General features: G+C 45.7%; 22 protein-coding genes and 1 other annotated feature. Of the genes, 18 read left to right on the top strand and 4 right to left on the bottom strand.

What is annotated here, in order from left to right:
- Positions 1-5: 5 nt before the first annotated feature.
- Complete coding sequence (rsbP, locus tag M1D65_RS16940) at positions 6-1,235, bottom strand: phosphoserine phosphatase RsbP (protein WP_456270643.1); 1,230 nt, start codon at positions 1,233-1,235, stop codon at positions 6-8.
- A 35-nt stretch (positions 1,236-1,270) separates the two neighbouring features.
- Positions 1,271-2,080 carry a sigma factor SigB/phosphatase RsbP regulator RsbQ gene (rsbQ, locus tag M1D65_RS16935; RefSeq protein WP_456270642.1) on the bottom strand — a complete coding sequence of 270 codons (810 nt, stop codon included), beginning with the start codon at positions 2,078-2,080 and terminating at the stop codon, positions 1,271-1,273.
- 133 nt (positions 2,081-2,213) lie between these two features.
- Here rsbQ and M1D65_RS16930 point away from each other — a divergent pair, with 133 nt between their 5' ends.
- The 10 genes from M1D65_RS16930 to M1D65_RS16885 all read left to right on the top strand — a co-directional run bounded on the left by M1D65_RS16930 (position 2,214) and on the right by M1D65_RS16885 (position 11,713).
- The gene (locus M1D65_RS16930) at positions 2,214-2,345 is read left to right on the top strand and encodes a hypothetical protein (RefSeq protein ID WP_021480633.1); all 132 of its coding nucleotides are present in this window, start codon (positions 2,214-2,216) and stop codon (positions 2,343-2,345) included.
- Between the two features lie 19 nt (positions 2,346-2,364).
- Positions 2,365-3,270 carry an ABC transporter ATP-binding protein gene (locus tag M1D65_RS16925; RefSeq protein ID WP_456270641.1) on the top strand — a complete coding sequence of 302 codons (906 nt, stop codon included), beginning with the start codon at positions 2,365-2,367 and terminating at the stop codon, positions 3,268-3,270.
- Positions 3,271-4,008: an ABC transporter permease gene (locus M1D65_RS16920; protein WP_021480631.1), complete on the top strand. Its 738-nt coding sequence runs from the start codon at positions 3,271-3,273 to the stop codon at positions 4,006-4,008.
- A gap of 3 nt (positions 4,009-4,011) precedes the next feature.
- Positions 4,012-5,127, top strand: coding sequence for a two-component system sensor histidine kinase YvfT (yvfT, locus tag M1D65_RS16915; protein WP_172850037.1), 1,116 nt, complete (start codon positions 4,012-4,014; stop codon positions 5,125-5,127).
- 16 nt (positions 5,128-5,143) lie between these two features.
- Complete coding sequence (yvfU, locus tag M1D65_RS16910) at positions 5,144-5,746, top strand: two-component system response regulator YvfU (RefSeq protein ID WP_072173489.1); 603 nt, start codon at positions 5,144-5,146, stop codon at positions 5,744-5,746.
- A 174-nt stretch (positions 5,747-5,920) separates the two neighbouring features.
- On the top strand, positions 5,921-6,637 hold the full coding sequence (lutA, locus tag M1D65_RS16905) for a lactate utilization iron-sulfur protein LutA (protein ID WP_014478017.1): 717 nt from the start codon (positions 5,921-5,923) through the stop codon (positions 6,635-6,637).
- A gap of 26 nt (positions 6,638-6,663) precedes the next feature.
- On the top strand, positions 6,664-8,103 hold the full coding sequence (lutB, locus tag M1D65_RS16900; protein WP_456270640.1) for a lactate utilization iron-sulfur protein LutB: 1,440 nt from the start codon (positions 6,664-6,666) through the stop codon (positions 8,101-8,103).
- Positions 8,103-8,825 (top strand): lactate utilization protein LutC, encoded by a 723-nt coding sequence (gene lutC / locus M1D65_RS16895; protein WP_249852308.1) that lies wholly within the window; start codon positions 8,103-8,105, stop codon positions 8,823-8,825. The genes lutB and lutC overlap by 1 nt, the downstream gene beginning before the upstream one ends.
- Positions 8,826-8,933: 108 nt before the next feature.
- On the top strand, positions 8,934-9,968 hold the full coding sequence (locus M1D65_RS16890; protein WP_456270639.1) for a glycosyl hydrolase family 18 protein: 1,035 nt from the start codon (positions 8,934-8,936) through the stop codon (positions 9,966-9,968).
- Between the two features lie 97 nt (positions 9,969-10,065).
- Positions 10,066-10,301, top strand: a binding site (T-box leader).
- 68 nt (positions 10,302-10,369) lie between these two features.
- A complete protein-coding gene (locus M1D65_RS16885) occupies positions 10,370-11,713 on the top strand; it encodes an amino acid permease (protein WP_128747238.1) in 1,344 nt (447 codons plus the stop codon).
- Between the two features lie 40 nt (positions 11,714-11,753).
- On the opposite strand, the gene M1D65_RS16880 is transcribed toward M1D65_RS16885, so the two are convergent.
- The gene (locus M1D65_RS16880; RefSeq protein ID WP_046160857.1) at positions 11,754-12,671 is read right to left on the bottom strand and encodes a DMT family transporter; all 918 of its coding nucleotides are present in this window, start codon (positions 12,669-12,671) and stop codon (positions 11,754-11,756) included.
- A 99-nt stretch (positions 12,672-12,770) separates the two neighbouring features.
- On the opposite strand from M1D65_RS16880, the gene M1D65_RS16875 reads away from it, so the two are divergent.
- Both M1D65_RS16875 and M1D65_RS16870 read left to right on the top strand, forming a co-directional pair.
- Positions 12,771-13,649 (top strand): LysR family transcriptional regulator, encoded by an 879-nt coding sequence (locus tag M1D65_RS16875; RefSeq protein ID WP_038429652.1) that lies wholly within the window; start codon positions 12,771-12,773, stop codon positions 13,647-13,649.
- A 156-nt stretch (positions 13,650-13,805) separates the two neighbouring features.
- A complete protein-coding gene (locus M1D65_RS16870; protein WP_064671577.1) occupies positions 13,806-14,816 on the top strand; it encodes an LLM class flavin-dependent oxidoreductase in 1,011 nt (336 codons plus the stop codon).
- Positions 14,817-14,865: 49 nt separating this feature from the next.
- On the opposite strand, the gene araR is transcribed toward M1D65_RS16870, so the two are convergent.
- Positions 14,866-15,954: an arabinose utilization transcriptional regulator AraR gene (gene araR, locus M1D65_RS16865; RefSeq protein ID WP_003243070.1), complete on the bottom strand. Its 1,089-nt coding sequence runs from the start codon at positions 15,952-15,954 to the stop codon at positions 14,866-14,868.
- A gap of 203 nt (positions 15,955-16,157) precedes the next feature.
- Between araR and araE the strand changes: the two genes are divergently transcribed.
- The 6 genes from araE (at position 16,158) to gpmI (ending at position 23,747) form a co-directional block, all read left to right on the top strand.
- A complete protein-coding gene (araE, locus tag M1D65_RS16860) occupies positions 16,158-17,552 on the top strand; it encodes an arabinose-proton symporter AraE (protein ID WP_064671578.1) in 1,395 nt (464 codons plus the stop codon).
- Between the two features lie 297 nt (positions 17,553-17,849).
- Positions 17,850-18,872, top strand: coding sequence for a gapA transcriptional regulator CggR (gene cggR / locus M1D65_RS16855; RefSeq protein ID WP_017695173.1), 1,023 nt, complete (start codon positions 17,850-17,852; stop codon positions 18,870-18,872).
- Between the two features lie 46 nt (positions 18,873-18,918).
- Positions 18,919-19,926, top strand: coding sequence for a type I glyceraldehyde-3-phosphate dehydrogenase (gap, locus tag M1D65_RS16850; protein ID WP_003219957.1), 1,008 nt, complete (start codon positions 18,919-18,921; stop codon positions 19,924-19,926).
- Positions 19,927-20,242: 316 nt separating this feature from the next.
- Positions 20,243-21,427 (top strand): phosphoglycerate kinase, encoded by a 1,185-nt coding sequence (locus M1D65_RS16845; RefSeq protein ID WP_003243051.1) that lies wholly within the window; start codon positions 20,243-20,245, stop codon positions 21,425-21,427.
- Positions 21,428-21,457: 30 nt separating this feature from the next.
- A complete protein-coding gene (gene tpiA / locus M1D65_RS16840; protein WP_003243394.1) occupies positions 21,458-22,219 on the top strand; it encodes a triose-phosphate isomerase in 762 nt (253 codons plus the stop codon).
- Complete coding sequence (gpmI, locus tag M1D65_RS16835) at positions 22,212-23,747, top strand: 2,3-bisphosphoglycerate-independent phosphoglycerate mutase (RefSeq protein ID WP_003228330.1); 1,536 nt, start codon at positions 22,212-22,214, stop codon at positions 23,745-23,747. Before tpiA ends, gpmI begins: the two co-directional genes overlap by 8 nt.
- Positions 23,748-23,764 lie beyond the last annotated feature (17 nt).

Raw genomic sequence — 23,764 nt, 5'->3', positions numbered from 1 at the left:
CATTGTTATGTCTCATGGATCATTTTATTTACATCAACTAATATAAAACATTCGTCATCACTCTTATGATGAGCTTCCTTTTGATGCTGCAGTGATGTAAGGATTTTCTCCTTCAGGTCAGCGATTGGCGAATCAGGATGATCCTTTAGTAAATCAAATAAATAACATGAAGCCGTAGGATCCATCACGCCATCCGTATACAGAAGCAATCTTCCATCCGCCGTGTATGAAAGGCTGCTTGACTGAAACTCTAAGTCTTCAAACATCCCGATCGGAGGCGAGGTCGCGTGAAGCAGATGTTGAGTTCCGCTATCGTCCTGCCAAAGTGCCGGCGGATGCCCTGCGTTGACATAATCAATTCTTTGCCGTGCTATATCAATCTCGAGATAAATAGCAGTGCAATAATGTCTTGCTTCCTCATCATTTTGAAACAAGCTGTGAAGGTGCCGGTCCAATTCCTTCATAACTTTAACGGGGCTGAGACCTTGCGTGATCTGGCGCTGGAACAAAGGATGAAGAGACATCGTAATCAATGCAGATGAAATTCCGTGCCCCATCACATCAAGGATAATAATGCCGTAACGGTGTTCATCGATTTGATAATATCCGTAAAGATCACCTGACAATTCACTCGATGCGTTGTAATAAGAGTCAATCTGAACCTGATCGTTTACAATCGGTTCAGTCAACGAGTTTTTCTGGATCTTTCTGGCGAGTTCAAGCTCTCTTTTGGTGTTTAATTTAAATTGTTGATTTTGTTTATTGATCTCAAGAAGTTCTTCTTGTTTTGCTTTCAGCGTTTCCAAGGCAATTTCTAACTCCGCATTGGCTTTCTGTTTGGCAAGCAAAGCTTCCTGAGCCTCATTTCTGGCTATCAGCAGCTCATTTTCATATTCATTTCGCTTTCGCATTGGAATCAGAACACAATCAAAGACAGAAGCCCCGCTATCGTGTCTCGCAATAGCATTGATAAGGACGGGAATTTCTTCTCCATCTCTTGCTTTCAGGGAAATGTATATTTCTTCGATGTGATGCTCCAATTTCAAAAGCGGAAAAAAATAAAGCTGGCAGAAAAGCTGCGCGGGAATGGTCAACATCATATTCATGTGCTGGCCGATAACCTGCTCCGGTTCATAATCCAGAATCTTGATAAGGGTGCGGTTGGCAGCTATGATCGACCCCTCTTCTGACAAAGCGAGGAAACCGCATGGTGCATCATTCAATTGTTTGTCCATCTAAGAGGGTCACCTCTATCCCTTTCGTTCCTATATCACACGTGTGCCTTTAAATAATCGCCGATCAGCTGTATCGTCTCATCTGGATGGCTCATATGAGGGCAATGTCCGCGAGCCTCCATTTGTTTCAGACTGCTATAAGGCAGATGCTGATGCATATACTTACCTACTGTTGCAGGTGCGATGATATCATCTGCACATTGGAGAATAAGAGAGGGAACCGTTACCTTCGAAAGATCCTCTCGGTGATCAGAAAAAAACGCCGCTTTCGCGAATTGGCGGGCAATGACAGGATCAGTAGAACAAAAACGGCTTTCAAGCTCTTCCTTAACTTCAGGCCGATCTAGCTGATTCAGAACGGTTGCCGCAAATACAGTTGCCCAGCCGATATAATTTTTCTCCATCATCTCCAGCAAGCCAAGGAGCTGCTCCTCTTCAAATCCTCCGTAATACTCAGGCGGATCATTCAAATAGCAAGGAGAAGGCCCCACCATCACCAGATGGGAAAAAAGCTCCGGGCGGCGGATGGATGCAAGCATCCCAATCAAGGCCCCGACGGAGTGCCCCACAAACACGGTTTCCTTCAGATCTAAAGCTTCACAAACATCAAGAACATCCTGGGCATAGCCGTCAAGTGTCTGGTAACGATTCATGTCATATGCGCGCAAATCTGAATGTCCCGAACCGACGTAATCAAATAAAATCACCCGATGATCTTCTTCAAAGGCAGGTGCCACGGCATTCCACACACTTTGATCGCATCCAAAACCAGGTGCGAACATGATAGATGCTTTGCCGCTGCCTTTCACCTTCACATGATTTCTAGACAAAATCGCTTCGTTCATGATTGGCTCCTTTCAGCCGGAAAGTAATATAAAGTTCAATATGTCTATCATAACACTCGGATGGTTTGAAGAGTGTATCTTTCTATGAATGTCACAGCAGTTTAAAAGAAAGAGGACATGGGAGATAGAAAAGATGGATGAATTGGAAGATGCAGGAGGAGGATTACCTAGACACCGGGGTGAGAAAGAAAATGACATTTGTCACTTCATCATCATGACACCCCATACTAACATCGTCTTCTCTGTCATTTTACAATCAATGTAAACGATCAGGAGGTGCTCATGTGATGAAAGAAGCAATAACAGTAAGCAACGTGTCAAAACATTTCCATCGAAAAACCGCTGTAAACCACATCAGCTTCAGTATTGAAAAAGGAGAAATTGCAGCCATTCTCGGGCCAAATGGGGCAGGGAAGACGACCGTCATCTCTATGATATTAGGATTGCTGAAACCAAGCGAGGGAGAAATCAAACTATTTAACCGGGTTCCCGATGATCAACTGGTTCGTGAAAAAATAGGTGTAATGCTTCAGGAAGTGAGTGTCATGCCGGGCCTTAAGGTGGATGAAATTCTTGAACTCTTCCGGAGCTATTATCCGAATCCATTGTCCATGAAAGAACTCGTTTCGTTAACAGCACTCACCAAAGAAGATTTGAAAACAAGAGCAGAAAAATTATCCGGCGGACAAAAACGCCGTTTGAGCTTTGCTTTGGCTCTTGCCGGGAACCCGGAGCTGCTTATACTTGATGAACCGACAGTCGGCATGGATACTTCATCAAGACATCGATTCTGGCAGACCATTCACGGACTGTCGGACCAAGGAAAAACAATTATTTTTTCAACTCATTATTTACAAGAAGCAGACGATGCCGCACAGCGAATCCTATTTTTTACTGAAGGACGGCTTGTTGCAGACGACTCACCAATGCAAATCCGCTCAAGAATTCAAAAACAGTCTGTTTCCTTTACGCTTCATTCAAGTGAATCATTGGAAAGGTTGTCTTGTCACCCGGAAGTCGAGAGAGTGATCCATGAGCATGAGAGAACCATCATCCAGACATCAAATACAGATAAAGTGTTGGCGCTGATCTTTCAAGAAAACATCCCAGCACGAAATATTCGAATTGAGCAAGCGACGCTCGATGAGGCATTTCGCCAGCTGGCTGACGGCAACAGGGAGGCGATGTGAGTGAACATGCTGCAAAAGCAAAGCATCGCTGAAATGAAAAGGGTGCTTAGGAACAAGTACTTTGTGCTTTGGTCTCTGATCATGCCGATTGCCTTTTATTATTTCTTTACAAATGTAGTGAATACCAACGTCCCTGATCAACGTGCATGGGAAGCCCATTACCTGATGTCGATGACAGTCTTCAGCGTGATGGGTTCCTCTATCATGACGCTTGGCATCCGAATGGTACAAGAACGGTCACAAGGCTGGACCGCCTTTATCCGCCTTACGCCTCTTCCGGATCATATCTATTTATCAGCTCAGATGATCGGCCAAAGTGTCATTCACGTTTTATCGATTACCGTCATATTTCTGTTCGGCGCAATCATCAATGATATTGCCTTGTCACCGTTTGAATGGATGATGAGCGGACTGTGGATTTTGTTTGGCGCATTGCCTTTTTTAGCATTAGGCACACTAATCGGCCTCATGAGAAAAGTAGAAACAGCGGCCGGAATCAGTAATGTGCTTTATATGCTGCTGGCTTTAGGCGGAGGGATGTGGATGCCGTTTGAGGTCATGCCTGACATGATGCAGAGCATTGGCCAGTGGCTTCCGTCTTATCATTTCGGGAGCGGAGCGTGGGAACTTGTCCGGGGTGGGAGTCCGACTTGGAAAAATATTCTGATATTAATCGCTTATATGATGCTCTTCATGCTACTATCTAAATATATAAGAAGAAAACAAGAAGCGGTGTAATACATGAAAAAGGCAATATCTATTTTCCCGAAGGAATTCGGGTTTTTCCCTTATATCTTTCTGGTGTATACGATTATGCCGTTCCTCTCTTTATTAAAAGAATCAGGTGTCAAACAGGGGATCGGATATGGCATGCTGCTCCTTTTTGTAGCGGCATATCGCCAGTTATTCTGCAGCGTGGGCAAGGCTTCGTTTACATATTGGCTTATCGTGCAAATGGCGGTTATTTTGATATATAGTGTGTTTTACAATACCACCTATATATACTTAGGTTTTTTCCCGGCAAACTTTGTTGGTTATTACAAAGAGAAAACGAATTTTAACCGTGCGTTCTGCGCTTTAATCTTTATACTGCTTTTTCCATGCCTATACCAATTTAGCGCGAATTCGGTCTCGCTTCGGGAGCTTTTTTCTGTTCTCCCGTTTCTCGTCATTATGCTCATTTCTCCATTCGGCATTCGTTCTATGTTTCGGAGGATTGAGCTTGAAAATAAGCTTGCACAAGCCAACGAACAGATAAAAGAACTCTCTAAAAGAGAGGAGCGTGTTCGAATCGCCCGTGATCTTCACGATACCCTTGGCCACACCCTGTCGCTGCTTACATTAAAAAGCCAGCTCATTCAGCGGCTGGCTGCATCTGATATAGAACGGACCAAGCTTGAGGCAAAAGAAATGGAAACCAGTTCACGCTCCGCACTCAAACAAGTTCGAGAGCTGGTTTCTGATATGAGAACGGTCACGATAACAGAGGAGCTCGTAAACATTCAGCACATATTAAGAGCGGGGAACATTACCTTTCAATACGAAGGAGCCGACGACTTTTCAGCGATATCTCCCGTCACTCAAAATATTATCAGTATGTGTATGCGGGAAGCCGTGACTAACATTATCAAGCACAGCAAAGCAACCCACTGTGCCATCACCATTTCTCAGTTTGCTGACAAAATGAGAATCGTGATACGGGATGACGGAAAGGGAGCGCCGAAGGAGAAAATGTTTGGGAATGGCCTGCGGGGAATGGAAGAACGGCTCATACTCATTGAAGGGGGATTAACGGTTTCAGATCATAACGGAACGGTTGTGGCACTGACGATTCCGCTTATTAAAAAAGCAGAATGATTGGAGGACGAAAAGAATGATTCGTCTGTTTATTGCTGAGGACCAGCGAATGCTTTTAGGCGCTTTGGGATCTTTGCTTGATTTAGAAGAGGATATGACAGTCATCGGACAAGCATTAAACGGGGAAGAGGCGCTACATGCTATTTTGAAGCTGGAGCCGGATGTATGCATTATGGACATTGAAATGCCGGTTCGAAGCGGGCTGGATGTGGCAGAGGAATTAATGAAAAAAGGCTGCGTCAGCAAGGTCATTATTTTAACCACCTTTGCCCGCCCCGGATATTTTGAACGCGCCGTAAAGGCCGGTGCACATGGCTATCTGCTGAAAGACGGCGAAATTGACGATCTGGCCGATGCCATTCGAAAATGTGTAAAGGGAAAACGTGTCTTCAGCCCCGAGCTGACGTTTAATATGATGCGAGACGAAAATCCGCTAACCGTTAGAGAGCAAGAAATTCTGAGGCTTGCGGCTTTAGGCAAGACAACAAAAGACATTACGCTTGAGCTCTATTTATCTCAAGGCACAGTTCGAAACTATATCTCAGAAATCATCCAAAAGCTTAATGCGAGAAATCGGACAGAAGCCGCCAGCATTGCTGAGGAAAAGGGCTGGATCTAACCATATACTGCACTCCTGGGAGATCGGGAGTGTTTTTGATATGCCACAAATGAAAATATCCCTAGAAAACCCTTTCCTTCCATTGTCAGAATAGTGTACGATATTCATATAGTTATTTTAACTCAGGTCATCAGATGACCTGATCATATATTGGGGATGAGAGAGGGGTTCATCATGAAAGTCTCACTTTTTGTCACTTGTCTTGTTGATATGTTTCAAACAAATGTCGGAAAAGCAACGGTTGAGCTGCTGGAGCGGCTTGGGTGCGAGGTTGATTTTCCGGAAGGGCAGATTTGCTGCGGGCAGCCGGCTTACAACAGCGGCTATGTACATGACGCCAAAAAAGCAATGAAACGGATGATCGAAACGTTTCAGGATTCCGAATATGTTGTCAGTCCTTCCGGTTCCTGCACAACGATGTTCCGGGAGTATCCGCACCTGTTTCAGGATGATCCGAAATGGGCCGATAAAGCGCAAAAGCTGGCGGATAAAACGTATGAACTGACAGATTTTATTGTGAACGTCCTTGGGGTAGAGGATGTCGGCGCGACCCTTCATACAAAAGCGACCTTACATACGTCGTGCCATATGACTAGGCTGTTGGGTGTTCGGGAGGAGCCGATGAAGCTGTTGAGCCATGTGAAGGGCCTGCAGTTTACAGAGCTTCCGGGCAAACATAACTGCTGCGGATTCGGAGGAACGTTCTCCGTCAAGATGGCGCAGATTTCTGAGCAGATGGTCGATGAAAAAGTCGAATGTGTGGAGGAAACGGGAGCAGAGGTGCTGATCGGTGCTGACTGCGGCTGTTTGATGAATATCGGGGGACGGCTTGGCCGAAAAGATAAGAATGTCAAAGTGATGCACATCGCCGAAGTGCTCAACAGCAGATAAAACTGGATACAGAGGGGGAAAGGATCATGGCGATGAAAATCGGTACTGACGCTTTTAAAGAGCGGGTATCACAGGGGATTGATAATGAATTTATGAGAGGCGCTGTTTCGGGTGCACAGGAGCGTCTTCGGACGCGGCGCCTAGAGGCAGCAGAAGAACTGGGAAACTGGGAGGAGTGGCGCTCATTATCAGAGGAAATCAGGCAGCATGTCCTTGAAAACCTTGATTTCTATCTTGGACAGCTTGCCGAAAATGTGGCGAAAAGAGGCGGACATGTCTATTTCGCTGAAACAGCGGAAGAGGCGTCTTCTTATATTCGCGATGTCATTCAAAAGAAGAACGGGAAGAAAATTGTGAAATCTAAATCAATGGTCACAGAGGAAATCAATCTGAATGAGGTGCTGGAGAAGGAAGGCTGTGAAGTCGTAGAAACCGATCTCGGGGAGTATATTTTGCAGATTGATGATCACGATCCGCCGTCACATATCGTAGCGCCCGCCCTTCATAAAAATAAAGAGCAGATACGCGATGTGTTTAAAGAAAGGCTGGACTATCAACATACAGAAAAACCGGAAGAGCTGGTGATGCATGCGCGCGCCATTCTCCGGAAAAAGTTTCTGGAAGCGGATATCGGCATTACCGGCTGTAACTTCGCCATCGCTGACACGGGTTCCGTCAGCCTTGTGACAAATGAAGGAAATGGACGGCTTGTGAGCACCTTGCCGAAAACACAAATTACCGTCATGGGAATGGAGCGGATTGTCCCGTCATTTTCTGAATTTGAAGTGCTCGTCAGCATGCTGACAAGAAGTGCTGTCGGACAGCGGCTGACAAGTTATATTACAGCTTTGACGGGTCCAAAGCTGGAAGGTGAAGTGGACGGTCCGGAAGAATTCCATCTTGTCATCGTTGACAATGGACGATCCAATATCCTTGGAACGGAATTCCAGTCTGTGCTGCAATGTATCCGCTGTGCCGCCTGTATCAATGTCTGTCCTGTGTACCGCCATGTCGGCGGACATTCATACGGCTCAATCTACTCGGGGCCGATCGGAGCGGTTTTATCGCCGCTGCTCGGCGGTTATGACGATTATAAGGAGCTGCCGTACGCGTCTTCACTGTGCGCTGCTTGTTCAGAAGCCTGCCCGGTCAAAATCCCGCTTCATGAGCTGCTACTCAAGCATCGTCAGAATATCGTCGAAAAAGAAGGCAGAGCGCCGATCAGTGAAAAGCTTGCAATGAAAGCATTCGGACTTGGCGCATCCTCCTTATCGCTTTACAAAATGGGCTCAAAATGGGCGCCGGCCGCCATGACGCCTTTTACAGAGGACGAAAAAATTTCGAAAGGGCCCGGCCCGCTTAAACATTGGACCCAGATCCGCGACTTCCCGGCACCGCATAAATCGAGATTCAGAGACTGGTTTGCGGACAGAGAAACAAGTGAACGCACGAAGGAGGAGCAGTGATGACGAAGGGAACCATTCAGAATCAAGAGAGCTTTTTAAACCGAATCGCATCCAGCCTGGGCCGTGAACGAAGAACAGGAGGCGTGGCAGTCCCTGAATGGGCGCATCAGCCGCAATATAAAACACTTGAAGGATATTCAGCTGATGACTTAGTCACAGTGCTCAAAAACCATTGTGTCAAAATCCATACAGAGCTGATTGAAACGGATTCAACCGGCCTTTATGATGCCCTGCGCGAGCAAGTCAGCCGCTTTTCCGGAGGCCCTGTCATCATTCCGAAGGACCCCCGCTTTGAAGAATACGGACTGAAAAGCCTGCTCACCAAGGACTGGCCGAGTGAAGGAACGACGGTCTGGGAGTGGGATGCTGATAAAGGCGAGGAAAATATCAAAAAAGCGGAGCAAGCCAATGTAGGGATTACATTCAGCGAAATTACATTGGCTGAGTCGGGGACGGTTGTCCTCTTCTCCTCAAAAGACATCGGCCGATCTGTCAGCCTTCTGCCTACGACTTATATTGCGATCGTGCCGAAATCAAGCATTGTACCGAGAATGACACAAGCCAGTGATATCATCCGCCAAAACATTGCGGACGGTGTGACTGTTCCTTCATGTATCAACTACATTACCGGACCGAGCAACTCAGCCGACATTGAAATGGATTTAGTTGTGGGGGTGCACGGACCAGTAAAGGCAGCATATATTCTCGTCTCTGACCGCTGAACTCAGGAAGCCCGGCAGGCATATGCCGGGCTTTTTGCTTGAAAAAAACTTCAACTTCCAATTTTTTGGCCGATGAGTAGAGTATAACTTGATACAGGAGGAAATGCGATGAAAAAATGGCTGATCATAGCGGTTTCACTGGCGATTGCGATTGTTCTGTTTATGTATACAAAAACAGAAGCGAAGGCAGCCGGTATGACATTAGGCTACACGACTGGGGATACGGCTTCATACAATTCTCTTACGAACTATCATACATACATGAATGCCATCGCAACCGATACATTTGCGTTTGAAAAAAACGGACAAATCATTGGCGATGCCCCAAGCAAGCAGCTGACATATGCGAAAAAGAAAAAAATCAAGACATGGGCTGTCATTTCAAACTATAATGATGCCATTTATGATTTTGACGGAGATTTAGCGAGTCGAGTCATGAGTAATAAAACAGCGAAAAAACGATTCACTGATCAGTTAATTACACTGGCCAAAAAGCACTCATATTACGGAATCAATATCGATTTTGAAGCAGTAAATCCAGAAGACCGCGCTGCATACTCGAACTTCATTCAATATGTCTCACAGGCTTTGAACAAGAAACATATTAAAACAATGGTATCCGTTCCGGCCAAAAGCGCCGATGATAAAAATGATGACTGGAGCTGGCCGTATGATTATGCGAAAATCGGCAAATATGCCGACTTCGTACAAGTCATGACCTACGATGAACACGGCATTTGGGGTGAGCCGGGGTCAGTGGCAAGCACAAACTGGATTAAAAGCTCTCTGCAGTTTTCAGTCAAAAAGATCAAAGCCAATAAAGTCATCATGGGAATCCCTGCGTACGGCTATGACTGGGATGTAAAAGACGGAAGTGCCAGCACAATAAGGGAATGGAATGAGCTCAAATCCCTCATCAAAAAACAAAAAGCAAAGCCGGCATTCAACAAAAAATCAGGTTCGATGACGTTTTCTTATGTTGACAAAAAGAAGCATAAACATGTCGTGTGGTATGAAAACGAAAAAACCGTTCAAACGAAAAGCCATCTGGCAAAGCAATATAAAATAGCAGGTGTTTCAGTTTACGCATTAGGAAACGAGTCAGAATCCTTTTGGAAAGCCATTCGAAAAGGGACAAAATAACAGTTTCTTTTTTCTCTGAAGTTATTGACAGTTAAAAGAGAAGCACGTATATTATGTTAATATATTCAGATCATAAAATTTGAGTTTTTCAGAAAACTAAAACACATAGATTGGGAGCAGTAAAAGAAAGTGATCAGAACAGAGAACTGCGGGGTGGTGCGACGCAGCCTGATTCTTCTTTGAACTCGCCCGGGAGTGGTAAGACGGAACGGAATAGATTGAATATTCCCTATGTTTTAACGGCTAACCTTCGTTACAGGTCAAAAGCAGGATTCTTCATGAAGAATCAACAAGAGTGGTACCGCGGTCAGCCGAAGGCTCGTCGTCTCTTTATCTATTAGATTAGGTAGGAGACGGCGGGCTTTTTTGTTTTTGAAAACGAGAAGGAGAGGTAGAAGAGGATGAAAAACGACAATCAAACGTTAAAACGCACGATGACGTCCCGCCATATTATGATGATGGCGCTGGGCGGAGCAATCGGCGCAGGTTTATTTAAGGGGAGCAGCTCAGCGATCGATGTGGCAGGGCCATCTGTCATTATCGCATACCTGCTCGGCGGGATTATTTTGCTGTTTATTATGCAGGGGCTGGCGGAAATGGCTGTTCGAAACCGTAACGCCAGAACCTTCCGTGATCTTGTCCAGCAGGTATTGGGAAATTACGCCGCTTACTTTTTGGACTGGATCTACTGGAAAATGTGGGTGCTTAACATTGCGGCTGAAGCTGTTGTAGCTGCGATTTTCATTCAATATTGGCTGCCGGGCTGCCCGATCTGGGTGTTGGCATTAGGAATTTCTCTTATCGTCACGATTGTAAACTTGCTTTCTGTTAAAATCTTCGCCGAAACTGAATATTGGCTGGCAATGATCAAGATTACCGTTATTATTATCTTTATTATTCTCGGATTGCTGCTCTTATTTGTATCATTCGGTGATCATACAGCATCCGGATTTTCCAACCTGACAGACCACGGCGGATTTTTCCCGCACGGCGGCACAGGGCTGATCACGGCGATGCTTGTCGTCATCTACTCTTACGGCGGTACAGAAATTATCGGTGTAACGCTTGCAGAGACAAAAAATCCGGAAAAGGTTGTCCCGAAAGCTGTCCGCAGCACACTGACACGGATTGTCGCGTTTTACCTGCTGCCGTTTTTCATCATCGTCAGCCTGATTCCATGGAACCAAGTCAATTCCGTTCCGGAAAGTCCTTTCGTGATGGTCTTTAAAATGGTAGGCATTCCGGGCGCGGATCATATCATGAATGCAGTCATCCTGCTGGCGATCATTTCTTCTATGAATTCAGGTTTATACGGATCATCACGCATTTTGTATACACAGGCAAGTGACGGAAGGCTTCCAAAGGTCTTCTCGAAGCTTTCATCGAAAAACGTACCGATGTTTGCGATTCTGATGTGCACTTCTTCTCTCTATATTGGCGTATTGATTTCTCTGTTCGCAGGAAGCCAAACATTTAATTATTTAATGGGATCATTGGGATATACCGTTTTATTCATTTGGCTGATCATCGGATTCGCTCATTTAAAATCGAGAAAACAGCAAACGGAAACACCGGCCTATTATGTAAAATGGTTCCCGTACACGACATGGTTTGCGATTGTGGCATTACTCGCCATTCTGATCGGGGTCATCATGACAACATCAATTGTCATTACCGGCATTACTGCGGCGATCTACCTTTTGATTACAGTTGTATATTTGGTCAAAGGACGCAAGCATCAGTAAATAAGAAACCCTCTTGCCGCATCCGGCAAGAGGGTTTTTATTATTGTGCAGCTTTCTCGTTTATACCAATCGCCGCAGCTTTCTGCGCTTTTGATTTTGTATTCACGAGACAGATGCTCGTGACAATCAGCAGCAGCCCTGCCAAGAGGCTAAGGGTGAGCGGTTCATGCAGGAAAATGGAGCTGGCCACGATTGATATGAGCGGAATCAAAAAAGTATAAGATGCGACCTTGCTTGCTTCGCCTGAACCGACAAGCGTAAAAAAGACAAGCCAGCCGAGCGCGATAACGAATACGGAGATGAACAGCAGGCTCGTGATAAACGGAGCTGTCCATTGGATCGCCGAAAAGCTTTCTGTCCAAAAGCCGGATATAAGCAGAAACACGCTTCCGATCGTCAGCTGCAGAGCGACCATCCAGATGGAATCGACGCGGCTGCCTGTTTTTTTCATATATACCGTCCCGAGCGCCCAGCTGATTGCGGAGCCGAGAGCCAGCAGAACCCCCATGACAGAAATATGCCCGCCAAAGCCCGCAGCACTAATGACGGCTACTCCCGCAAAACCGAGGATGAGGCCGATCACTTTCATTACAAACATGGATTCGCCGAGCCACAGCCAAGAAAATACACCCATCAGAACAGGCTGGAAGAAGACGATTGCAGAAAACAGGCCGGCCGGAAGATAATTCAGCCCGATCGTTTGCAGGCCGTAGAATAACGTAATATTTAAAAGAGCAGAAACAAGATAAATCGGCCACGTTTCTTTTAAGCGTAATTTATGAATACGCGGCAGTGCGACAATGACTAATAAAAGCCCGCCGATCAGCGTTCGGATGCCCGCGAACAATAATGGCGGAGAATAGGCGAGCGCGGCTTTGGACAGCGGCCAATTGACGCCCCACATGATGACGAGAAATGCGAGCAGGAGAGCTGTCCGCGTTTTTGAGAGCTGCTTCATTGTTCATTCACTCCTTGTAGAACTTTTCCATCATATGATACGGTAGAACATAAGATAAATAAAATGAATCTTTTTTATAAGGAGCATAAGTAAATTGTTATGACCATTACACAATTAAAGGTTTTTGTGAAAATAGCTGAAACGGGAAGCTTTACAAAAGCGGGTCAGGCGCTGAACATGACACAGCCGGCTGTCAGCCATGCGATTTCTGCGATCGAAGCTGAGCTTGATGTAAAGCTGATCATTCGTGACCGCCGCAATGGCCTGATGCTGACAGATACGGGAAAACAGATCTTAGTACACATCAGAGAAGTCTTAAAAGGCATTGAAAAAGTTGAGCAGGTAGCAGCAGCGGAAAAAGGGCTTGAACTGGGAACGATCCATATCGGCACATTCTCAACTGCCTCGGCTTATTTTATGCCGAAGCTGATTAGTGCATTTAAACAAAAATATCCGAAACTTGAGCTCGTGCTGCACGAGGGAACTGTAAATGAAGTCAAGGAGTGGCTTCATACGCGGATGATAGATGTCGGCATTCTTCTGTATCCAACAGAGGAGATGGAGTACATCCATTTGAAAAAAGACAAAATGGCTGTCGTGCTCAGGGACGATCACCCGCTTGCCAGTCATTCGGCCATTACGCTGAAAGATCTTGACCATGAACCGATGATCGTCTGTGACGGAGGCTATGAATCACCATTTGTCGATATGTTCAGGCAGGCGGGCGCTACGCTGCACCCAGCTTTCACGGTCTATAACATCAACACCTCGATCAGTATGATCAGAGAAGGCCTGGGTCTCGCGATTTTATCAGAAATGTCCATGTCGGGGATGCCGCTTCCGGAGCATGTGGTGACCCGGGAATTGGACCCGCAGGTATACCGTGATGTGCAGCTTGCTGTTCCGTCGCTAAAGGAGGCTTCTCTGGCGGCTAAGCTCTTTATTGAGATGGCTAAGGAGCTGTTTGGAGCAGAATAGCGGGCCAAACCGTTCGTTTTACATTGTTCGAATTTCATCGAATCAAATTCTTTTATTCCTGAATGCAGTTGTGTTATGGTGTGATAGAAGTTCTTTCAATCATGACCTGACAGCTTTGGGCTGTTTACTGATAACACATTTGCAAAGGAGAACAATATGTCTAACAACCAACGCAAAGATACCTTGCTTTCTGTCTTGAATTTATCTCCGGTTGTTCAGGGAGGAACGATTGCAGAATCATTCCGAAACAGCATGGACTTGGCGCGCCGGGCAGAGGAATGGGGCTATCACCGTTACTGGCTTGCTGAACATCATAATATAGAAGGTGTTGCAAGCTCCGCCACTGCAGTTTTGATTGGCCATATTGCCGGAGGCACGAAGAAAATCCGCGTCGGTTCCGGCGGCATTATGCTCCCGAACCACTCTTCATTAGTCATTGCTGAACAATTCGGCACACTGGAAACACTGTATCCCGGGCGGATAGATCTGGGGCTTGGACGTGCGCCGGGAACAGACCAGTTGACAGCCAGAGCGCTCCGCAGAAACATCAACAGCGGGGAGGATTTTCCAGAACAATTAGAGGAACTGCGCAATTACTTTAAACCGAAGGGAAATGTGCGCAATCAAGTCCGCGCTATTCCGGGAGAGGGCATAGATGTGCCGATTTGGCTGCTGGGCTCAAGCGGCTTCAGCGCCCGTCTGGCTGGTGAACTAGGTCTTCCGTTTGCCTTTGCCGCTCATTTCTCACCGGCGAATACGGTTCCTGCTTTGGAGCTGTACCGCAATTCCTTCACGCCGTCAGACGTGCTCGACGAACCGTATGCGATGGTCGGTGTCACCATTATCGCGGCAGATACAAACGAGAAAGCGCAGCACCTTGCGACTTCGCATTATCAAAGGTTTCTTGATCTTGTCCGCGGTACGCCGAACCAGCTTAAACCGCCTGTTGAGGATATGGATCAAATCTGGAGCCCGTATGAAAAAGCGATGGTCAATGAGCAGCTGAGCTCCACGATTGTCGGAGGTCCGGAAGAAGTGAAGGCGAAGCTTGAAGATTTCGTTAAAACGACACAGGCTGACGAAATTATGGTTAACTCAGAAACCTTTGAACACGCAGACAGAATGCGTTCGTTTGAAATCATCGCTGACGTTTGGAAAAACAGATAACAGCTATAAAAAAAAGCAATGTAGCGGGGAGACCCATACATTGCTTTTTTTATTCATTCAGTTTTCGTGCGGACTGGCGAATGATCAACTCAGGCTCAAATATGACATCCTCTTGCTTCGGCTTTTTATGCTCTAAGCAGTCAATGACATATTTGGCGGCTGCTTTTCCAAGCACTGATTTCGGATGTTTGACAGAGGTTAGTTTCACTTCTGAGATTTGGGCGAAATGTGAATCATCATACCCGACGATAGACATATCTTCCGGCACTTTAAGATCCATCTCCCTCAGCATATCAATCACCTTCAGCGCAATTTCATCGTTATAACAAAGAATGGCTGTCGGCATGTGCTTGCTGTTTTTCTCCAGTGTGGCTTTTACTTTCTCCAGAAGTTTTGATTCTTTTTCTTCCGTTGTAAATGTCACGATCATATCCGGAGAAGGAAACAACTCACGCTCCCGGTGCGCCTGTATAAATCCGTTCATCCGTTTCACGCCTTGTGTGTCATCAGCTTTAAAAATACCCATCATATGCGTGTGGCCGAGAGAAAGCAAATGCTCCGCCGCCATCATCCCGCCTTTCACATCATCCAAGGTAAAACTTGGCGCGGCAAGCTCGGCATATGACGCGTTAATCATCGCAAAAGGAATGCCGTTTTTCTCCAAGTTCAGATAATAGCCGATGTTTGGGGTTTGAAGGGCGCTTTTTGTCGGTTCTACGATGAGTCCGTCAATATGCTGGGACAGCAGGTTTTCTAAGCCTCTTCTTTCATTGTCCGGGTTGTTGTTTGTGCTTGTCAAAAGCATAGAATACCCCTGCTCGCTTAAATAGGACTCGATTCCTCTGATGATGCTCGGGAAAATATAGTCTGATATGTAAGTTGTCAAAACACCGATCGTTTTATTGGAATGCAGCGCTGACTTAGCAGAGCGTGAAGCGACAAAGGTGCCTCCGCCTTGCACGCTGTACAGCAGACCTTGTGATACGAGGTCTCCGATCGCTTTGCGGATGGTATGCCGGCTGACGCCGAATTGCTGCATTAATTCGTTTTCGGTAGGGATTTTTTGATCGGGCAGTATTTTGCCTTGATTAATCCAAGAACTGATTTCTTCTTTTACTTGCGCGTATTTTGGTAACATATCCATTCCTCCAAAATGTATACGGACAAATTTCAGTATATCACAGCGTTCTTTGTAAGAAAACATTGACAGAAAATGCAAACAAGATTATTCTATATTTGTACGTACTAATTAAGTGTAATTTTCGTTAAATTTTAATATAAGTACGTACAATTGAAAATCATAATGTAAACGCTTTACTCAACATTCGGGAGGGCAGGGAAATGAAGAATACTCCAACACAATTAGAACCAAATGTTCCTGTAACAAGAAGCCATTCAATGGGATTTGTCATTTTGATCTCATGTGCGGCGGGGCTTGGCGGCTTATTGTATGGCTATGACACGGCAGTGATTTCTGGCGCTATCGGTTTTCTGAAAGATTTATACAGCCTGAGTCCGTTTATGGAGGGACTTGTCATTTCAAGCATTATGATTGGAGGAGTTGTGGGCGTCGGGATATCCGGATTTTTAAGTGACAGATTCGGCCGGAGAAAAATTTTAATGACAGCCGCTTTGTTATTTGCGATATCAGCAATCGTTTCAGCGCTTTCTCAAGACGTGTCCACCTTAATCATTGCAAGGATTATCGGGGGGCTGGGAATCGGGATGGGCTCATCGCTCTCTGTTACGTATATTACAGAAGCGGCACCGCCCGCCATACGCGGAAGTTTATCTTCCTTATATCAGCTCTTTACGATACTGGGTATTTCCGCAACATACTTTATTAATCTAGCTGTGCAGCGGTCCGGAACATACGAATGGGGCGTGCACACCGGCTGGAGATGGATGCTTGCTTATGGAATGGTGCCGTCCGTCATCTTTTTCCTTGTCCTTCTCGTCGTCCCGGAAAGTCCGAGATGGCTGGCGAAAGCGGGCAAAACAAATGAAGCTTTAAAGATCCTGACACGTATTAATGGAGAAACTGTTGCAAAAGAAGAATTAAAGAACATTGAGAACTCATTAAAAATAGAACAAATGGGGTCGCTCTCCCAGCTGTTTAAGCCGGGTCTCAGAAAGGCGCTTGTCATTGGAATCCTGCTGGCGCTCTTTAACCAAGTCATCGGCATGAACGCCATTACTTACTACGGGCCGGAAATCTTTAAAATGATGGGATTCGGGCAAAATGCCGGATTTGTGACAACTTGTATCGTCGGGGTTGTAGAAGTCATCTTTACCGTTATTGCGGTGTTGCTGATTGATAAAGTCGGACGAAAAAAACTGATGTCCATCGGTTCTGCTTTTATGGCTATTTTTATGATTTTAATCGGGACGTCGTTTTACTTTGAGTTAACAAGCGGGATCATGATGATCGTCCTTATATTAGGTTTTGTCGCTGCTTTCTGTGTCTCGGTCGGACCGATCACATGGATTATGATTTCTGAAATCTTCCCGAACCATCTGCGTGCGCGGGCCGCGGGCATTGCGACCATCTTTTTATGGGCAGCAAACTGGGCGATCGGACAGTTTGTGCCAATGATGATCGATTCTTTCGGGCTCGCCTATACATTTTGGATCTTTGCGGTGATTAACATCCTTTGTTTCCTGTTTGTCGTTACGATCTGTCCGGAAACGAAGAACAAATCGCTCGAGGAAATTGAAAAGCTTTGGATAAAATGAAAACGCTTTAATGAAACAGCCCTTTCTACGGGAAGGGCTGTTTATATTGGGATGCACCATTTGGCGCTTTCTGTATAAGATAAAGATATATAGGATAAAATATTGCTGGATAAAACGACGCGGCATGAAAACTCTGCGAATATTGTCGATGAATTGGCTCTTAACAGTTGAATAAACAATTCCACCCTGTTAAAATAATTAAAGAAAGCAGAAATGATTTTTTTTGGCTATGATGGGACGTTTTTTGTCATAGCGGGACATATAATGTCCAGCAAAAAAGGAAGGAACGTTTGAGTCATGAACCAGTTAATACAAGCTCAAAAAAAATTATTGCCTGATCTTCTGCTCGTTATGCAAAAGAGGTTTGAAATCTTGCAGTATATCAGGCTGACAGAACCCATCGGGCGAAGAAGCCTGTCTGCCAGTCTCGAAATCAGCGAGCGTGTGCTGAGGGGCGAGGTTCAGTTTTTAAAGGAACAGAACCTGGTCGATATTAAGACAAACGGCATGACATTGACAGAAGAGGGCTATGAACTGCTTTCTGTTTTGGAAGATACGATGAAAGATGTTTTAGGTTTGACTCTTTTGGAAAAGACATTAAAAGAACGTTTAAATCTGAAGGATGCCATTATCGTATCCGGAGACAGCGATCAATCCCCATGGGTCAAAAAAGAAATGGGAAGAGCGGCTGTCGCATGTATGAAAAAAAGATTTTCAGGCAAAAATATCGTCGCTGTAACTGGCGGTACGACAATTGAAGCTGTCGCCGAAATGATGACGCCGGATTCTAAAAACCGCGAGCTTTTGTTTGTGCCTGCAAGAGGCGGTTTAGGCGAAGACGTGAAAAACCAGGCGAACACCATATGCGCGCATATGGCGGAGAAGGCTTCAGGCACTTACCGGCTTTTGTTTGTTCCGGGACAGCTGTCACAAGGCGCCTATTCATCTATTATTGAAGAGCCTTCTGTCAAAGAGGTGCTGAACACCATTAAATCAGCGAGTATGCTGGTTCACGGAATCGGCGAAGCTAAAACTATGGCTCAGCGCAGAAACACGCCTTTAGAAGACTTAAAGAAAATAGATGATAACGACGCGGTGACAGAAGCGTTCGGCTACTATTTTAACGCGGACGGCGAAGTGGTTCACAAAGTGCATTCTGTCGGAATGCAGCTGGATGACATAGACGCCATTCCCGATATTATTGCGGTAGCGGGCGGATCATCAAAAGCCGAAGCGATCGAGGCTTACTTTAAAAAGCCGCGCAACACGGTTCTCGTCACAGACGAAGGAGCCGCAAAGAAGTTATTAAGGGATGAATAATCCCTCAATATAAATATCTCTCACTTATTTAAAGGAGGAAACAATCATGGCAGTAAAAGTCGGTATTAACGGTTTTGGTCGTATTGGACGTAACGTATTCCGCGCAGCATTAAACAATCCTGAAGTTGAGGTAGTAGCGGTTAACGATTTAACAGATGCTAACATGCTGGCTCACCTTTTACAATATGATTCTGTACACGGAAAATTAGACGCTGAAGTTTCAGTTGACGGTAACAACCTTGTTGTTAACGGCAAAACAATTGAAGTTTCTGCAGAACGCGATCCTGCTAAACTTAGCTGGGGTAAACAAGGCGTTGAAATCGTAGTTGAATCTACTGGTTTCTTCACAAAACGCGCAGACGCTGCGAAACACTTAGAAGCTGGCGCGAAAAAAGTAATCATCTCTGCTCCTGCTAACGAAGAAGATATCACAATCGTTATGGGTGTTAACGAAGATAAATACGATGCGGCTAACCACGATGTTATCTCTAACGCATCTTGCACAACAAACTGCCTTGCGCCGTTTGCAAAAGTACTTAACGATAAATTCGGCATCAAACGCGGTATGATGACAACTGTTCACTCTTACACAAACGATCAGCAAATCCTTGATCTTCCGCACAAAGACTACCGTCGTGCGCGTGCAGCAGCTGAAAACATCATCCCAACATCAACTGGTGCTGCTAAAGCAGTTTCTCTAGTTCTTCCTGAACTAAAAGGCAAACTGAACGGTGGAGCAATGCGTGTTCCAACTCCAAACGTTTCTCTAGTTGACTTGGTTGCTGAACTGAACCAAGAAGTAACAGCTGAAGAAGTAAACGCAGCTCTTAAAGAAGCGGCTGAAGGCGACCTTAAAGGAATCCTTGGCTACAGCGAAGAGCCATTAGTTTCTGGCGACTACAACGGAAACAAAAACTCTTCTACAATCGATGCTCTTTCTACAATGGTTATGGAAGGCAGCATGGTAAAAGTAATCTCTTGGTACGATAACGAAAGCGGCTACTCTAACCGCGTTGTTGACCTTGCAGCTTACATCGCAAAAAAAGGTCTTTAATTTATAGCTGAAAAAGGACCTGACTTGGTTCTTTCGAATAGAAGCGCTATAATGAAAGCGGACAAGGGAAGGGGACGGACTCCCTTTCCCTTTTTCCATGAAGACCGGCTTTCAGAAAACGCTCTGTGATAGAGAAACGACCGCATTTTAAGCAGCTTTGCCGGCGCTTTCGCCTAAGGCCGCTGCCCTGGCTTTTAGACGAACTGCCCTGTGCCGAAAAAGACTGCGATCTGCCCTAGCGGAGTTATCGCTTGAACAGACGGTTTCACGTTTTTCGTGCTGTATGCAAACCATTTTGAAGGAGGATCTCCTAGGCATGAATAAAAAAACTCTCAAAGACATCGACGTAAAAGGCAAAGTTGTATTCTGCCGCGTTGACTTTAACGTTCCAATGAAAGACGGGGAAGTAACAGACGATACACGTATCCGTGCTGCGCTTCCAACAATCAAACACCTTGCAGACCAAGGCGCAAAAGTCCTTCTTGCGAGCCACTTAGGCCGCCCGAAAGGCGAAGTGGTTGAGGAGCTTCGTTTAACTCCTGTCGCTGCACGTCTCGGCGAACTGCTTGGCAAAGAAGTGAAAAAAGCGGATGAAGCATACGGCGATGCTGTAAAAGCACAAATTTCCGAGATGAAGGACGGAGACGTTCTTGTATTGGAAAACGTACGTTTCTATCCTGGTGAAGAGAAAAATGACCCTGAGCTTGCAAAAGCATTTGCTGAGCTTGCAGATGTATATGTAAATGACGCATTCGGTGCTGCCCACCGTGCTCACGCATCTACAGCTGGAATTGCCGAGCATCTGCCAGCAGTTGCAGGTTTCTTAATGGAAAAAGAGCTTGATGTACTTGGAAAAGCGGTTTCCAATCCTGACCGCCCGTTCACAGCGATCATCGGCGGAGCGAAAGTAAAAGACAAAATCGGTGTAATCGAAAGTCTTCTTGATAAAGTAGACAACCTGATCATCGGCGGAGGTCTTGCTTATACTTTCGTAAAAGCGCTTGGCTATGAAGTCGGTAAATCTCTTCTTGAAGAGGATAAAATCGAGCTTGCGAAATCATTTATGGACCGCGCTAAAGAAAAAGGCGTTAACTTCTACATGCCTGAAGATGTACTCGTTGCAGATGATTTCTCTAACGATGCAAACGTGAAAATTGTGCCGATCTCTGAAATCCCTAGTGATTTAGAAGCAATCGACATTGGTACGAAAACACGCGAAACGTATGCTGACGTCATCAAAAACAGCAAACTTGTCGTGTGGAACGGACCAATGGGTGTATTCGAAATCGACTTGTTCGCTCAAGGAACAAAAGCGGTTGCGGAAGCATTGGCAGAGGCGAAAGATACATACTCTGTCATCGGCGGAGGAGACTCTGCGGCAGCGGTTGAAAAATTCGGCCTTGCTGACAAAATGAGCCACATCTCAACAGGCGGCGGCGCATCCCTTGAGTTTATGGAAGGCAAAGAGCTTCCAGGGGTAGCTGCACTGAACGATAAATAATCTCAAAACTGCTATAAGGAAGTGGAACAGATGAGAAAACCAATTATCGCCGGTAACTGGAAAATGAACAAAACACTCGGCGAAGCTGTCAGCTTCGTTGAAGAAGTGAAATCTTCCATTCCAGCAGCAGACAAAGCTGAAGCTGTTGTTTGCGCGCCAGCGCTTTTCTTAGAAAAGCTTGCTTCTGCTGTTAAAGGCACTGACCTAAAAGTCGGCGCTCAAAACATGCACTTCGAAGAAAGCGGCGCGTTCACAGGCGAAATCAGCCCGGTTGCTCTGAAAGACCTTGGCGTTGACTACTGCGTCATCGGCCACTCTGAGCGCCGTGAAATGTTCGCTGAAACTGATGAAACAGTTAACAAAAAAGCACACGCAGCTTTCAAACACGGCATTGTGCCGATCATCTGTGTAGGTGAAACGCTTGAAGAGCGTGAAGCCGGCAAAACAAATGATCTTGTTGCTGACCAAGTGAAAAAAGGCCTTGCTGGTCTTTCTGAAGAACAAGTTGCTGCTTCTGTTATTGCGTATGAGCCAATCTGGGCAATCGGAACAGGCAAATCTTCTACAGCGAAAGATGCGAATGACGTGTGTGCGCATATCCGTAAAACCGTCGCTGAAAGCTTCAGCCAAGAAGCTGCAGACAAGCTTCGCATCCAATATGGCGGAAGCGTAAAGCCTGCAAACATTAAAGAATATATGGCAGAGTCCGATATTGACGGTGCTTTGGTCGGCGGCGCGAGCCTTGAGCCACAGTCATTCGTTCAATTATTGGAGGAAGGTCAATATGAGTAAAAAACCAGCTGCACTCATCATTCTTGATGGGTTCGGATTACGTAACGAAACAGTAGGGAACGCAGTCGCTTTAGCGAAAAAACCGAATTTTGACCGCTATTGGAACCAGTATCCTCATCAAACATTGACTGCTTCAGGCGAGGCTGTAGGTCTTCCTGAAGGGCAAATGGGGAACTCCGAAGTAGGTCACTTAAATATCGGTGCGGGACGTATTGTGTACCAAAGCTTAACACGCGTAAATGTTGCCATTCGTGAAGGAGAGTTCGAACGCAATCAAACATTCCTTGACGCGATCAGCAACGCGAAAGAAAACAACAAAGCCTTGCACCTGTTCGGTCTTTTATCTGACGGAGGCGTGCACAGCCATATCAACCATTTATTCGCACTGTTAAAGCTTGCGAAAAAAGAAGGGCTGACAAAGGTTTATATCCATGGCTTCCTTGACGGCCGTGATGTAGGTCCGCAGACAGCGAAAACGTACATCAACCAGTTGAACGATCAAATCAAGGAAATCGGTGTGGGTGAAATCGCCAGCATTTCCGGACGTTACTACTCTATGGACCGCGACAAACGCTGGGACCGTGTAGAAAAAGCGTACCGCGCAATGGCGTACGGCGAAGGCCCATCTTACCGCAGCGCCCTGGATGTTGTTGATGATTCATATGCAAATGGTATCTACGATGAATTCGTGATTCCATCTGTCATCACAAAAGAAAACGGTGAGCCTGTTGCGAAAATCCAAGACGGCGATTCTGTGATTTTCTATAATTTCAGACCGGACCGCGCTATCCAGATTTCCAACACGTTCACAAACAAAGACTTCCGTGACTTCGACCGCGGCGAGAATTATCCAAAGAACCTGTATTTCGTCTGCCTGACTCACTTCAGTGAAACAGTTGACGGCTATGTAGCGTTTAAACCGATAAATCTTGATAACACAGTCGGAGAAGTATTATCTCAGCACGGGTTAAAACAGCTTCGAATTGCAGAAACTGAAAAGTATCCGCACGTCACGTTCTTTATGAGCGGCGGCCGTGAAGCTGAATTCCCGGGTGAAGAGCGTATTCTCATCAACTCGCCTAAAGTTGCAACGTATGACTTGAAGCCTGAAATGAGTGCGTATGAAGTGAAAGACGCGCTTGTCAAAGAAATTGAAGCTGACAAGCATGACGCGATCATTCTTAACTTCGCAAACCCTGATATGGTCGGCCACTCCGGAATGGTTGAACCAACAATTAAAGCAATTGAAGCAGTGGACGAATGCTTGGGCGAAGTCGTTGACGCGATTCTTGCTAAAGGCGGACATGCCATCATTACCGCTGATCACGGTAATGCTGACATTCTGATTACAGAATCAGGCGAACCGCACACTGCGCATACAACAAACCCAGTCCCTGTGATTGTAACGAAAGAAGGCATTACGCTGCGTGAAGGCGGAATCCTAGGCGACCTTGCACCAACGTTATTAGACCTTCTTGGTGTTGAAAAACCGAAAGAAATGACAGGAACATCTTTAATTCAAAAATAATTTGAAAATCAAAAGGA

It is taken from the genome of Bacillus sp. JZ39, from assembly GCF_053903145.1.
Note: the sequence above shows the minus strand (reverse complement) of the source record. Positions and strands in the feature narration are given on the sequence as shown.

What these genes read in the sequence shown, in the direction of transcription:
- rsbP (WP_456270643.1), bottom strand. Translation starts at nt 1,235, where the DNA reads ATGGACAAACAATTGAATGATGCACCATGCGGTTTCCTCGCTTTGTCA.
- rsbQ (WP_456270642.1), bottom strand. Translation starts at nt 2,080, where the DNA reads ATGAACGAAGCGATTTTGTCTAGAAATCATGTGAAGGTGAAAGGCAGC.
- M1D65_RS16930 (WP_021480633.1), top strand. Translation starts at nt 2,214, where the DNA reads ATGGATGAATTGGAAGATGCAGGAGGAGGATTACCTAGACACCGGGGT.
- yvfT (WP_172850037.1), top strand. Translation starts at nt 4,012, where the DNA reads ATGAAAAAGGCAATATCTATTTTCCCGAAGGAATTCGGGTTTTTCCCT.
- yvfU (WP_072173489.1), top strand. Translation starts at nt 5,144, where the DNA reads ATGATTCGTCTGTTTATTGCTGAGGACCAGCGAATGCTTTTAGGCGCT.
- lutA (WP_014478017.1), top strand. Translation starts at nt 5,921, where the DNA reads ATGAAAGTCTCACTTTTTGTCACTTGTCTTGTTGATATGTTTCAAACA.
- lutB (WP_456270640.1), top strand. Translation starts at nt 6,664, where the DNA reads ATGGCGATGAAAATCGGTACTGACGCTTTTAAAGAGCGGGTATCACAG.
- lutC (WP_249852308.1), top strand. Translation starts at nt 8,103, where the DNA reads ATGACGAAGGGAACCATTCAGAATCAAGAGAGCTTTTTAAACCGAATC.
- M1D65_RS16890 (WP_456270639.1), top strand. Translation starts at nt 8,934, where the DNA reads ATGAAAAAATGGCTGATCATAGCGGTTTCACTGGCGATTGCGATTGTT.
- M1D65_RS16885 (WP_128747238.1), top strand. Translation starts at nt 10,370, where the DNA reads ATGAAAAACGACAATCAAACGTTAAAACGCACGATGACGTCCCGCCAT.
- M1D65_RS16880 (WP_046160857.1), bottom strand. Translation starts at nt 12,671, where the DNA reads ATGAAGCAGCTCTCAAAAACGCGGACAGCTCTCCTGCTCGCATTTCTC.
- M1D65_RS16875 (WP_038429652.1), top strand. Translation starts at nt 12,771, where the DNA reads ATGACCATTACACAATTAAAGGTTTTTGTGAAAATAGCTGAAACGGGA.
- M1D65_RS16870 (WP_064671577.1), top strand. Translation starts at nt 13,806, where the DNA reads ATGTCTAACAACCAACGCAAAGATACCTTGCTTTCTGTCTTGAATTTA.
- araR (WP_003243070.1), bottom strand. Translation starts at nt 15,954, where the DNA reads ATGTTACCAAAATACGCGCAAGTAAAAGAAGAAATCAGTTCTTGGATT.
- araE (WP_064671578.1), top strand. Translation starts at nt 16,158, where the DNA reads ATGAAGAATACTCCAACACAATTAGAACCAAATGTTCCTGTAACAAGA.
- cggR (WP_017695173.1), top strand. Translation starts at nt 17,850, where the DNA reads ATGAACCAGTTAATACAAGCTCAAAAAAAATTATTGCCTGATCTTCTG.
- gap (WP_003219957.1), top strand. Translation starts at nt 18,919, where the DNA reads ATGGCAGTAAAAGTCGGTATTAACGGTTTTGGTCGTATTGGACGTAAC.
- M1D65_RS16845 (WP_003243051.1), top strand. Translation starts at nt 20,243, where the DNA reads ATGAATAAAAAAACTCTCAAAGACATCGACGTAAAAGGCAAAGTTGTA.
- tpiA (WP_003243394.1), top strand. Translation starts at nt 21,458, where the DNA reads ATGAGAAAACCAATTATCGCCGGTAACTGGAAAATGAACAAAACACTC.
- gpmI (WP_003228330.1), top strand. Translation starts at nt 22,212, where the DNA reads ATGAGTAAAAAACCAGCTGCACTCATCATTCTTGATGGGTTCGGATTA.